The 12,512-nt window shown below is 58.8% G+C and carries 9 protein-coding genes; all 9 read right to left on the bottom strand.

The annotated features are described in order from the left end of the window. Position 1: 1 nt before the first annotated feature. Positions 2–883 (bottom strand): DUF6708 domain-containing protein, encoded by an 882-nt coding sequence (locus CFB47_RS22880; protein ID WP_089462374.1) that lies wholly within the window; start codon positions 881–883, stop codon positions 2–4. Positions 884–932: 49 nt separating this feature from the next. Beyond that, the gene (gene icmH, locus CFB47_RS22875) at positions 933–2,147 is read right to left on the bottom strand and encodes a type IVB secretion system protein IcmH/DotU (RefSeq protein WP_089462373.1); all 1,215 of its coding nucleotides are present in this window, start codon (positions 2,145–2,147) and stop codon (positions 933–935) included. A gap of 19 nt (positions 2,148–2,166) precedes the next feature. Beyond that, positions 2,167–6,264 (bottom strand): type VI secretion system membrane subunit TssM, encoded by a 4,098-nt coding sequence (gene tssM, locus CFB47_RS22870; protein ID WP_089462372.1) that lies wholly within the window; start codon positions 6,262–6,264, stop codon positions 2,167–2,169. Positions 6,265–6,289: 25 nt separating this feature from the next. Then, positions 6,290–7,615: a type VI secretion system protein TssL, long form gene (gene tssL / locus CFB47_RS22865; protein ID WP_373453154.1), complete on the bottom strand. Its 1,326-nt coding sequence runs from the start codon at positions 7,613–7,615 to the stop codon at positions 6,290–6,292. Positions 7,616–7,618: 3 nt separating this feature from the next. Beyond that, positions 7,619–7,900: a PAAR domain-containing protein gene (locus CFB47_RS22860; protein ID WP_089462371.1), complete on the bottom strand. Its 282-nt coding sequence runs from the start codon at positions 7,898–7,900 to the stop codon at positions 7,619–7,621. Between the two features lie 11 nt (positions 7,901–7,911). Next, positions 7,912–8,796 carry a DUF4123 domain-containing protein gene (locus CFB47_RS22855; protein ID WP_089462370.1) on the bottom strand — a complete coding sequence of 295 codons (885 nt, stop codon included), beginning with the start codon at positions 8,794–8,796 and terminating at the stop codon, positions 7,912–7,914. Between the two features lie 66 nt (positions 8,797–8,862). Further along, positions 8,863–11,103: a DUF2235 domain-containing protein gene (locus tag CFB47_RS22850; protein WP_089462369.1), complete on the bottom strand. Its 2,241-nt coding sequence runs from the start codon at positions 11,101–11,103 to the stop codon at positions 8,863–8,865. A 15-nt stretch (positions 11,104–11,118) separates the two neighbouring features. Continuing rightward, positions 11,119–11,688, bottom strand: coding sequence for a DUF3304 domain-containing protein (locus tag CFB47_RS22845; protein ID WP_256946742.1), 570 nt, complete (start codon positions 11,686–11,688; stop codon positions 11,119–11,121). Between the two features lie 181 nt (positions 11,689–11,869). Beyond that, a complete protein-coding gene (locus CFB47_RS22840; protein WP_256946794.1) occupies positions 11,870–12,325 on the bottom strand; it encodes a DUF3304 domain-containing protein in 456 nt (151 codons plus the stop codon). Positions 12,326–12,512 lie beyond the last annotated feature (187 nt).

The following is a 12,512-nucleotide window of genomic DNA, read 5'->3' as shown; positions in this document are numbered from 1 at the left end:
CTCAATCGTCTTCTACGACCGAACGGAACCAGGATGGCACGCCTGCTCCGTCTCTGACTGGCCCCCCATCCGGGGCCGTTCGCGATTCGACGTCCATCTTGGCAGGCCAAACCACTTTCGGCGCAAGACGCATGGCGAGATTCATACTGGATGCGTTTTTCCAACTCACATCGCCTTGGCCGACTGAAAACGCCCCGGTCTCCTTCAGAATATCGGCACCATAAGCCATGTAGGCTTCACATACATGCCAGAAATCCTCACTCACCCCACCAGCAAAAAGATCGATTTTGATCAATGCATCAGGAATGCTGCACGTGAAGATGGTTTTGTTCGTGGCTGGTTTGACCGCGATGATCTCGATACCCGAGTGACCGCGGGCCGTTGACCATGTCCTCATGCACAACTGCCCCCACGCATAACCTCGAGCAATGACCCTGCTCCGCCGCAGCGCGCATGGGCGATCCTTATAGTAGTAGAAGTAAACTTTCCCACGCGCCCGATTGAAACGAATCGGCTGATCTTGCGGCCTGTGAAAAATCCGATAGGCTTCCACACACAAAATGGCGCCCAAAAAAATAGACATTAGAAGCAAGAACAGGAAAAACTCCGCATCACCGGAAAAGATCCCGAACGCCGGCAGAGCCAAGATAAGCGGCGAAATCGCGACGTATCCACATAGCTCGATCATTCTCCGGATCGGTGTCGCGAACGACACCTCCATATAGACATCGTCCAGATGCGTGATGTTCAGGGATCGAACGGCGTCCCACTCATCCACCTCCAGCGACGGGATCGATGCGTTGTCATCCCGTGGCATGTCGAATTCAAGTCTTTCCATCTCAGTCAAATCACACCGTATATAAAAGCGGCCCAGCCACATCATCACCAGGTAGTCGGTAAGGTCGGCATCTTTTGTCTGTACGCTTTTCGCATCAATTCGAGACGATCACTTCAACGCGACGGTTCCTTGCCCGCCCCGAAGCGGTATCGTTGTCCGCCAACGAATCGGCATCTCCGCGCCCCTCCACGCTGATGCTCGGCACGGGCACACCAGCCGCAACAAGAATCTGGGCAACATGTCGGGCACGTGCTTCAGAAAGCGCCTGGTTGGAAACCTGACGCGCTGAACTGGTCGGCGCACTGTCCGCGTATCCCGCCACTCGAACAGTCGCACCGTCGGCCATCGTCGCGATTTCCCGACCAGCCGATGCCACGACGGAAGCCCCCCACGGGGCCACCGTGACACCACCGGGAACGAACATGCCGCCAAAGCGAAGCGTCAAGGTGTTACGCGCAGGATCTCGGATCAGTTCGACATTCCCTGCGACAACCTCGTCACGGAGTCGCTGATCCAGATCGCGCGCCAGCAAGTCGAACGACGACACGCGCTGGACCTCCTTCAGACGGACCCAATAGTCCACACCGGCATATCCGGCAGCCCCCGCCAGCAACGCAATAGCCAGGCCGACGACGGCCCCGACACGTGATCGGCGTATGACCACCGGGCGTACCCACGGATCGACCCTCCGTCGCATTGATCTGTCAGGCTCGCTTACATCACGCATGCCCAGGCCGCCGGTCACAACCACGTCGTGCACGCGCTCACGAATGACCTTCAGGCGCTTGCTGCCATCACGCTCGAATCGGTATCGACCGCGAAAACCGAGATCGAGTATGTTCTGATACAACTCGATCAGATCGAGATGCTCACGCGGGCCGCGCAACGCTTCGTCGATCAACTGGAAGACACGGTCACCGCCCTGTCGATCGTGACCCATCGCCGCAGCCAGCCCATTGACTTGCCATTCGACACCGGTTGCTTCACCTTTTCCCCAAGTCGTCTGCATCGCGGCCTCGTCGAGCGCGGAGCACAGGCAATAGCTTGCGCTGCGGACGTGCTCCGGGCGAAGGCCGAGTTCGCCACACATTCGCGTGAAGAGCCGGATTTCATGCTCCAGCCAACGTCGGCGGCGGATCACCGAATCTGCGTCGAGCATTTCAGGGCTGTCTGCCAGCGCGCTCAGCAGGATGCGCGCTCCTTCGAGCAGCGGGTTGATCGACTGCTCCGCCACCCTGAGCCTTGTTGCGATAGACGGCGACGCCAATGCCCCTGCGTGGCTCAGCGGATCGGCTGTTGAAAGACTCATCTTGAACGCCCCTCTCGATTCAACGGGAAACGCTTCCCGCGTTTATCGGCAACATGCCCTGAGGCAATCCCGGCGGCGGACCGCTATCCGGCAAATTGAACATCGCCATCGAGGTCGGGCACCGGAACGTCTTCAGCACATCGCTCGTCAACGGATTCGCGACACTGCCGGCGCTCGCGATGTCGAGCGCCGCGTCGCGCCCGTCAAAACTGAACGCGACTCGTGTGCGCCCCGGCGTAGCCGTTCCAATCACCTGACCCTTCTGAAGCAGCCGCATCAATGCCCACGGACCATCGGTTGAAATCGTCGACGTGTCGGGCCGAATGCGTGGGCTGGCCGTGATCTCCGCATGGACACCGCCGCGTGGTCCAGGCCAAGTGACCGTGAACGGCGCGACCGGACCGTGCTGGTAACGCGTCGTCTGTCCGTCGATGTCGAGCGCGAGACTCATGATGGTCGGTGCGAGCTCGGGAATCCTGATATCGGCCGTCCACGTCATCTGCTTGCGGCCAGGATCGTTGAAGAAAATGTCGCGAATCGCCTTCGCATGCTCGAACGGCTCAAGGCTCGGCCCCTGTATGGGCTCCGTCGCCCCCGGCAGGGTTCGGTAGCGCCACGGCTTTGCGGACGTATCGACAAACGGCGCCAGCGTTTTCACGAAGAAATCGTCAATCACGCCACCCTGCGCAAACACGCGCGTAAAGTCGTCAATGCCGACATCGCGCTTGCTGTCGGGCGAGAACGGGTAGTTTCCTTCGACCGTCAGCCGACAGGTGTCGCCAACCACCGCCTGCATCTGCCGCGACAGCAGTTGACCGATTCCCTGATTGACCTCGCGTGACCCATCGGCGGCGAGCTTGAGTAACGTCGCGCGGAACGGTGCAGGCATCGTGTCGGCGGCCATCTTGAGCTTCGCGGCCGCGTCGCTTGCCGGCGGCATGCTGTTGTTCGACAGCGCGTTATCTGCGACGGTAAGCGCCGTGTAGTAGTCGTTCAGCAGGTTGGCAACGCCGTCCAGCCCCGTCTTGTCCGACTGCACCGTAGCCGATTGCGGATCGAGCTGCGCATCCGCGTTTCCTGTAACGACCTCGCGGAGTGCCGCGAAACGATTGTCGACGAGTTCCCGTTCGACACGCTCCGATGCCCGAATGCCCAGCGCCTTGTCGGTCTTCTGGTTCAACTGGTCGGCGGCCTTCTGCAGCAGCGAACCATTCGACGCAGCCGACTGCTGCGTGAGCGTCGTCTCGCGCACTGCCGCGCGAGCAAGCCGTGCGAGCGGAGAATCGGGCGCCGCGAAGCTGCGCAGCACCTTCAGATTGAACGCCAGACTCGTGCCGCTAACGGTCCGAATGTCGTTGAGAAACGCATCCCACTGCTGCGCGTACTCCATCAGGTATTCGCGACGGACTGCGTCGGTCAACGCATCGTCCGTGCCGGCGGCGTTACTCACAATCTCAGCCGTTTTTTTTTGAGCCTCACCCAAGTACGATCGGCCCATCACCCACGCGTCATCATCGCGGGCAATCTGTATGAACTCGGGCAACCGCTTGTCGAACAGATTCCGATAGCCGTCGAACGTGAAAAGCCCCGACACGCCACGCGACAGGGGTGCGTCGCTCGCTCGCGTGAACACCGTGCCGGCTTGCGGGCCTACCGCGCGCAGCAACGTAAACTCATCGGGCGCCTCCTTGAGCATGGCCGCCTTCGCGCGCTGATAAAGACGGTCGGTCGCATTGCTGCCGTCGAGAAACGCGCGTGTTTGCTGCACCAGCGCGTCGTTGCGGATCAGCGGAGACTGCACAACACGCTCCCCGGAGAAGAGCTGCTGCACGTGGTCGATCATCGACGCTCTTCCACCGAAAGCAGCCGCGCTGTCGGTCTTCGCCCAGTCGTCGAGCACCCACGCCTTGACGTCACCTGCATTGAACTTCGCCTTGTCGTACAACATCAGGTATACGCGCAGTGCATCGTAGGCGGACTTTGGATCCTTGTTGGCAATCGCACCGGACATGACGTCTTCCAGACGATGCACGATCTGAGGCAACAGCAGGTTGTCCTCGAGTGCATCGTAGGTGTGGCGACTTTCGGCCGCAATTCCCGCCGGCGTGTAGAGGCCGTAGCGCCACGCGCTATCCGGATCGGACAAGTCGAGTCCAGGGTGGGTCGGCAGATTGCGCGCTTCCGTCAGCGTGTCGGGCACGGCTTGCAATTTAGGCGTCTTGTAGAACGACGTGACGCGCGCGGTAAGCGCCTGCACCTTGCGGCCAATTGTGTCGAGATAGTCGCTGTTGTTGCCGAAGCTCACGCGCAATCCAATTGCCAGCCACACGAACAACAACAGCGCCAATGTGTGGCCTACCAGGCGCAAAAGCCGGTATCGATATTCCCAACGCAGGTTGGGACTCACGAGATGCGCTTCCGGGAACACGACACGGGTCAGAAGATCGTGCAGGAAGTAGCCCTGATTGCCTTCGGCGCGAGCCGGCACGACTGGAGCACTATCCTGAGCCGACAGAAGACGTTGAACGACCGTATGGCGTTGCGCGACGATCTCGCCACGCTGTTGCCGGGCACTCGTGAAGTACACCCCGCGCAACGTCGAATGGAGTTGCGTATCGTCGTAGCGCGAATCGAGGAATACCCGGTCTATCAGGTCGAGCAACGGCCCGAGCAGTGCGGAAAATTCCTCGGGTAACGCAGCAAGCTTTCGTCGCTTGTCTAAATCGTATTCGTCTTGCAGATGCGTATCGATCGAACCCGTCAGACGTTCTACCAGTTGGGTGAGCTCGTGGTGACAACGCGCACGCAGCCCCTCCTTCGCGACCGTTTCCTTGCCGTACGGAAGCGTGAAACCCCATGCCTGAGCCCGCCCCTCGGACGTGAGCGCCCCAAAATACTCGGCAAAACCTGCGAGGCGATCCATCTTCGTGATCGTCACGTAAACAGGGAAGCGGATACCCAACTCCTGCCTCAATTCGGCCAGCCGGGCGCGCAATGCAGTGGCTTCGGTGATACGCGCCTGTTCATCAGCACTCGCCAGCGTCGCGAGATCGACGGTCAGCAACGCGCCGTTGATCGGTGCGCGAGTCCGGCTCCGGCGCAATATGCCGAGAAACCCGAGCCACTCCGCGCGATCGATCTCCTGTGGACTGTCACGTTCGCCCGAAGGACTCTGAACAGTATTGGCACTCGATTTCGATGCGGTGGCCACGTTCGGCTGCCGGGCGGCGTCCTGCTTCGTGCCCGTGCTTGAACGTTCCGTGCTCGCCTGGATGTTCGCCGCATCCTTATCGGAAGCATCGATTCCGGTCTCGTTCGATTCGGCCGCGAGTGCATCGGCACCGCCAGCCATCGATGTTCGATGGAGCGTGTAGTAACCGGTCGTATCGATCAGCACCGCATCGTTCGTCAACCACCAGTCCACCGCGGCTGCATCGCCGGCGGGCCTCCCGGCAGCGCGCTGCATCTGCTCGCCAACGGGAAACGCCAGACCGCCGTTCATCAGGACGCTGGTCTTGCCGGACCCTTGCGAACCGAGCGTGATGTACCAAGGCAACTCGTACAAATAGCGCTTGCCCTGGAACAACTTGCCAAGACCTCGTGCACCAGTACGCATCGATTTCAGGCGCGCGAGTGCGCTCGTCACGCCCCCTTCAACTTTCTGAAGACGGGCAGCAGCCGGCGAATCCTCCTTCTTGCGGTCCAGACGCAGCATCTTCTTCAGGAACGCGTCGTCTTCGCGCATTTTCTGCCACAGGCGGAACATCCCGAAAAGAACGAAGACGCCCACTACCAGCGCGATCGCGGTAAACCGGGCCGATGCCGGTTCAAGCGGTACCGTGTGGCCCAGCGAAAGCAGCGGCCCCGCATACCAGATCAGCAGACAAAGCAAAGCGGCGAACACGATGCTGATCGACCACCCCACGAGCCAGAACAACACACCGGCGAGCAACAACGCGATCAGCAGCACACGCATGCCCGCCCCGGCAAGCGGCTTGAGCCCGCCGAACGCGAAAAACGGGCCGACGAACCAGATCACCAGTGCAACGACAATCAGGGCGAGGAATGCGAAAAACTGGCGCGAGGCCAGAAACGACAGGAACTGGAACTTCTTCATGTGTTATTCCGGAAACGGATCTGGCTTATCGAGCGACGTCGATTTCGACGCGCCGGTTTTGCGCGCGCCCCTGCGTGGTACGGTTGTCGCCGATGGGATCGGCCTCACCCTTGCCGACGGCTTCGAGACGGTTTGCCGGCACCCCTGTGGCCTGCAGCATCTGCATGACCTGGATGGCCCGCTCTTCCGACAGCACCTGATTCGATGCGAAATGACGGCTTCGAATCGGCACGTTGTCCGTATAGCCGATAACCGTTACCTTGCCGGGCACTTTGGCGATCTCGGCCGCGATCTTCGAAATCAGCGGATTCATCGATGCCTGAACCGAAGCGCCACCGGGGCGGAACATCGCGTCACCGCGGAACGTGACGGCGCTGTGGCGAGCGTCCTCGTCGACACTGACGGTACCGGCGGCAATTTCGTCCTTGAGCAACTGCTTGAGTTGCAGTTGCTGCGGCGGCTGCACAGGTGGCGGTGTCATGCGGGCGATGTCGGAAATCTGCTTTTGAATGTTCCCACTGCGAGTGAACAATTCGTACTTGAACCAACCAAACAATCCGAGAAGAATCACTACCAGAACAGTGGCGGTAATCCATACCGGAAAATCGTAGAGCGACAGACGCTTGCCTCTTGCATTGGATTGCCAGTGGGGAGACAGGGCCATCGGCACAGGTTCGCGTTGGGACGTGATGACGTTGTAGAGTCTCTGGCGAATCGCGTCGTGCTTGCGCGTGCCATCGGCCCCGCCTCCGTAGCGCCCCTTGAAACCGAGACTGAGAATCCGGTAAATCACTTCGAGCAGATCGCGATGCTCGTGAGAGTCTTCCAGCAATCGTCCGATCAGCAGATAAACCTTGTCCCCGCCATCGAGGTCTCCGTGGAACGTGGTCGCCAAACCACCCTTTATCCACTCGATCCCCGACGACCCGGCCTTGCCCCAGGCGGTCTGCGTTACCGTCTCATCCAGCGCCGTGCACAGGCAATACCGGGCACCAATCATGTGATCTCGTCGGATATTGGCCTGCTCGCACAGCTTCTCGAACACTCGCACCTCCTGTTCGAGAAGCGCGCGCAACGACGCGATCGCATTTTTCGACGCAAATTTCTCCGGCATGTCAGCCTGCGCGCGAAGCAAAACTCGGGCGGCTTCGAGCAACGGATTCCTTGCCTGGTGCACTGCTGCGAGTCGTCCGGAGAATGGCTCCGGCGGGGGTCCTTCCCACGGCGCAGTCGAGCGCGCTGCAGAACTTTCGACCGCTTCTTTAACAGTCTCAGGTGATGCTGATTCAGGGGTCTTGCCCGGGTCCTCATCCAACACGAAGGACTCCACAGATCCGCTCATTCTTGCCATACCTTAGCCTCCAACGCTCGCGGTACCACTGCCGATCAGGGTGCAGCCGCATTCCGATCGGTGGCCGTGCAAAACCACTCGTCTTCCATCGACCGTGAAAGTCGGATGGGCCTCGACGATCTTGTTGAGACCGTGTGGGCGTCCGTCCGGATATTTTTCCGGGCAATCGACCCAATCGAAGAGACGAGCAATTCCTTTGTCCCCGACCTTGTGCTTTTCAGAGCCGGTCACGACGCGGCCGCCGTGTGACGTGGCGTCACCAACGACGATGATTTTCAATGCCATGTTGTTCGCTCTCACGACACAGTGTTGCCAGACGATCGGGAACGTGAACCACCATTGCGGGAAAGCGCACGCCACACGTGAGATGGCACGCCGTCCATCGCCGAATAGAACGTCGTATCAAGCGCCTTCCGCATGTTCAGCGCTCCCGCAACTTCCGGATGTCGGTCGAACTCCATCCCGTACAGGTACGTCTTCCGGCAAAAACCGAGCTTGTCGGACGGTTCGGTCAACCCCCAATGCAGCGCTTGTTCATAACGCGGCATGAAGTCGGCGAGCCGATCGAGATAGGGACGTGCGCTATCGACCAGCCCGCTGTCGGTCACCACTGCGAGCAGTTCGTCGGGTTCGGTGTGCGTAGTCAATGCATCGATATCTGCCTGATCGAGTTCGATCAGGATGGATCGGCAAATTTTTGCGCCGTGCAATGCGTCATTCTCGATATTCTGCCAGTCCCGATGCCTGCCTCGATACATCCATCGTTCGATCGGCCCCATGAAAACGTCGCGAATGGATTCGCCCCACACGTCGAATACGGCACCGGTGTTACGAGGGTCGAAGAACCTCACCATGGCCGTCACACCCTCTCCGATGTCCGCAAACAGAAAGGCGCGAAGATGAGCCGCCAGTTGATCGATTGGCACACGCCCCCAGACGAGCGACAGGCACGGCGAATGGCGATCAATACGATCGAGTTCAGTCACCCAGGCTGCGCCGGCGTCGGGCACGGGTATGAGAAAGAGCGATGCCAATCCCGACTCTGCCTCGGGCAGCCCCTCATAAACGTTCATGAAAGCAACGCCGGATTGCTCGCGCACAGCTTGGAGTGGTTCAGGCGCTGCTGCGCCATCGACCAGCGCGAATAACCGAACATGTCTCTCGTTGATATGGGATTGCATTTATCTTGCCGATATTGCTGTTTCGAATAACTTCGCTTCGGTCACGCAATGCGACGCAAAAACGCGTCAAGCAATCGCTGTCTCGACCCCATCGAACATGTGAAGCGCGACGGCAAGCGGATCCTTGCCGAGCCAAGGCAGGCGCTTCTTGCCGACAAACACCACTCGTGGCCATCCATATCCGCCAGGCGAGTACTCGTGGAAATACGGCACACGGAACCAGCACCGGCTGTCGTGAACGTAATCGTCGAACAGTTTGACCGCACCTTCGGGTAACGAGCTGAATGCCTGCTCGGACGTATGCTTCTTCAGAAACGGCACGACTTCCTCGACCGGTTTCGGCAATACGTCGTCAGCGACGTTGTACGCCTGCTTCAATGAAGTGCGAGTCGCGTGGAACTTGATCACGCTGACGTCTACCAACGACATTCGCGGCGAATCGACGTCCGGCGAAGCGGTGCCAGGCGCATCGCCGAGAGGGCGTGCGTGCCGTACCGAGAAAATCTGCTTCGGCTGTGCATTCACGTCGTGGCTCGTCGGTATAACCGTCGCGTCAGATACATCGACAGACAGATGAGTACGCTGCTCGGGGTGCAGGCGCGCCATCAACAAACGCATTTCCTCCGCACCCTGGAGCAAGTCGGTCTTATCGTTGACCGTGATATCGCCTTCCCCTTCTCCTGGGCGGCCAGACTGCGGGCGCTTGTCGGCAGCGACATCGGCGTAGGCGATCTCCGCGTATATCTCTTCCTTCCGGGTTCGAATCTCGAGATCAACTTCATCGATTTCCTTCTGTGCGGCAGCTACCGCAGGCATGTTCTCCGGGTAAGGTCGGCTTATTTTTGCACTCGACAACTTTGCCAATCCCTTGTTGCGCTTGGCGTTCAACTCCTGAAGGCGCCGATCGTCTGGCGCTGCCTTCTCGACCGCCTGTACCATCTTGCGAGGTGTCAGTCGATCTTCCCTCGCGCGCTTGTAAAAACTCTGGTTCGTCACATAAGAACCCTTCGCGAACTGCGCGCGCAACGCACGCCAGCTCAGCATCTGCGACATGCCGAAAGACATGGCTTCCTCGACGCTGCTGATAGGGCTGGTTGTCTTCAGCCATGCGTTGAAGGCCGCGATGGTGTCGGGGTGGAGTTTGAAATCCTTTGAAAGGTCCGCACTCTTGAGCAGCGCGTCAGCTTTCATCAACGGCACGCCGTACTGCAGTGCTGCGATGTACATGTCGTGCAGAGCAATCTGGCTGAGCTTTCGCTCATCCATGCCATTTCCACGCTCGTCGCAGCCCTTGCCCTGTTCGCCCGGCCCGTATCCACCTCCCACGTCCGAATGCACGCCTGGATACGCGATCTCTCGACGCACTTCACCGCCGACATAACTGTCGCCCTGACGAATCGAGTCAAGCGGAAAACTCATGCGCTGTTCGTGAATAGAGAACGCGTGCACGCAACTGCGAACGGAGTCGGGAATCGCCAGGCCATCGTTACTGGCAAAATGCGAGTGCCCATCGAGGACATCCAGATTCAACGCAGTACGAAATGAATCCGGCAAGCCTACGGATGCGACCGTGTCGAACAAACCCACGAAGTTGACCTGATATGGCAGCGTTCGACCACCCTCCGGCTTCCCGAGCATGCCGTTCGGCGCCCATTCGTTGACAAGCTTGTTCACGAACGCACGTGCCGAAGCGGAACCACGGGAAAAACCGATCGCATTGATCCATATCTTCTTGATCGTGTTTTCGGTGCTGGCATTGGAGTGAGCAACCTGGAGAAGTTTCAGGCGAGGATCGAAGTAATGATCGAACGTCGGCTTGTCGCAGAAGGCACCGAAGTTGCTCAGTTGCTTTGCATCATCGTCATTAATCAACTCCCATCGTGAGTCTTTCATAATCGCCCCATAGACTGCGTTGAGCACGCGCGTGTACGCCCATACGCATCGCTGGTTGAATCCAGTAGCGAGTGCCTTTCCGTCTTGTGAATACGTCTTCTCGCCGATTTTCACGAAGGGAGTTCCGACCCCCGGAATGTAGTACTTGTAAATGCCGTCCTCTGGCTCAAACAGCGCAGCGTTGTAGAGCCGTGCAACGTTCGTATGATTCTGTGAGATCGAGTCCCGCCACTTCGGATTGTTTTCGTCATCGTTGTTGTTCGTGCCATCAAAAAACAGCGAGATATGCACAGTTCGCTCACAAGACATCCGCGGATCCACCACGCTGCAATATCCGGTCACCCATGCGTCGTCCGCTTCTCGACTCATCAAACGCCCATCCGTTGCCATCAGCTCCGGCCATTTCACGTTCATTTCCCTCGATCCTCGTCAACGATACAAGCGGTTCCATTCTTCATCGAGCGCGCCTTGTGCTACGTAAGGATCGGTAGCCGACGGCGGTCCTGCGTCGGGAGCAAGATCGTGCGCGCTTGGGTTTCCAACCACGATCTTCACGCGATCCCCCGGCAAGAAGATCGCCCATACCCCTGCCGTCTGGCCGGTGATATACGGCTCAATGCGAACGTCTTCAGCCTTGTACCAATAGCCCAAGGTCTTTCCGTCCTGCTTCTTGTCGACCTTCCACCGCACCGTCACTTTCAAATCCGCCTGCCATTCCCTCGGGTAGCTCGTACAGCAAGTTCCCCCGGCTTGACCTGGCTTGCCATCCTTATCAATTGCTCGCATATTCCCACCTCCACCACCGATCCTCGACCCCTTCGGTCCCGAAATCGAAAACGTGTGGATGTACCAAGGCGTGTAATTCATCGAGCGCGAATCACCGCTATTCAGTTCGACCCGCTTCGGACTCTCGACCGTAGATGCCCCATCTGCACGCAAACCAGCACATCCAGCAAGAAGCAAGAGCGACACCGAAACAAGTCCAATCAATTGCTTCACGTTCACTCCTCCGTCGTATCGTTGTTTTCCGTACCACAAAAGAACCGCGAGATATGCAGCATCTGCTCGCACGACACTCGTGGATCGGCCGTGCTGCAACACTCCGTCCCCCAAGCATTGTCCGACTCGCGATTCGTCAAACGTCGGCTCTCTGACATCGGCTCCGGCCATTTCATGTTCATTACTGCAACCCTCGCTTCACACCCTTCGGATACTCGTAGTTCCATTCCTCATCCGCAGCACCCTGCACTACGTAAGGATCGCTGGCTGAAGGAGGTCCAGCATCGCGAGCTAGATCACGCGCATTCGGATTACCAATGACGATCTTCACGCGGTCCCCGGGCAAGAAAATCGCCCATACCCCCGCTGTCTGGCCAGTGATATACGGCTCAATTGGAACGTTATCAGCCTTGTACCAACCAGATGTATTCTCGTTCTTTTTATCGACCAGCCATCGCACCGTCACCTTCAAATCCGCCCGCCATTCCCTCGGATAGCTCGTACAGCAGGTTCCCCCGGCTTGACCTGGCTTGCCATCCTTATCAATTGCTCGCATATTCCCACCTCCACCACCGATCCTCGACCCCTTCGGTCCCCAAATCGAAAACGTGTGGATGTACCAGGGCGTGTAATTCATCGAGCGCGAATCACCGCTGTTCAGTTCGACCCTCTTCGGCATCTCGACCGTAGATGCGCCATCTGCGCGCAAACCGGTACATCCTGCGAGAAGCACAAGCAACACCACAACGGATCCAGTCAACCAATTCGCATTCATTCGTCGCCCATAGCCACGTCAATGAAAATCACCCCCTCCAACGCGAGGG

The organism is Burkholderia sp. AU27893 (genome assembly GCF_002223205.1).
Taxonomy (GTDB): domain Bacteria; phylum Pseudomonadota; class Gammaproteobacteria; order Burkholderiales; family Burkholderiaceae; genus Burkholderia.
Note: the sequence above shows the minus strand (reverse complement) of the source record. Positions and strands in the feature narration are given on the sequence as shown.